The organism is Klebsiella sp. H-Nf2 (genome assembly GCF_002806645.1).
Lineage (GTDB): Bacteria > Pseudomonadota > Gammaproteobacteria > Enterobacterales > Enterobacteriaceae > Klebsiella > Klebsiella variicola.
Map to the genome: position 1 here is coordinate 1 of NZ_PIBL01000057.1, position 200 is coordinate 200.

The 200-nt window shown below is 56.0% G+C and carries 1 other RNA gene; it reads left to right on the forward strand.

Features of this window, described 5'->3' with window-relative positions:
* A non-coding RNA gene (locus CWM58_RS28000) (RtT sRNA) lies at positions 1 to 132 on the forward strand.
* The last annotated feature ends 68 nt before the right edge of the window (positions 133 to 200 follow it).

Below are 200 nucleotides of genomic sequence, written 5' to 3' on the forward strand. Positions count from 1 at the left end.
TATTCTGCCCTACGGGGAAGGATGAGAAGCTTCGACTAAGGTTCGACTCAAGCGTAGCGAGAGAACGTTGCCGCAGGCAACGGCCCGAAGGGCGAGGAGCGATAGCGACGAGTTATCCTTCCCCCACCACCATTCATTTTGCTGAATAGCCTACAATGTGATTTTACCCCTGGTGGGGTTCCCGAGCGGCCAAAGGGAGC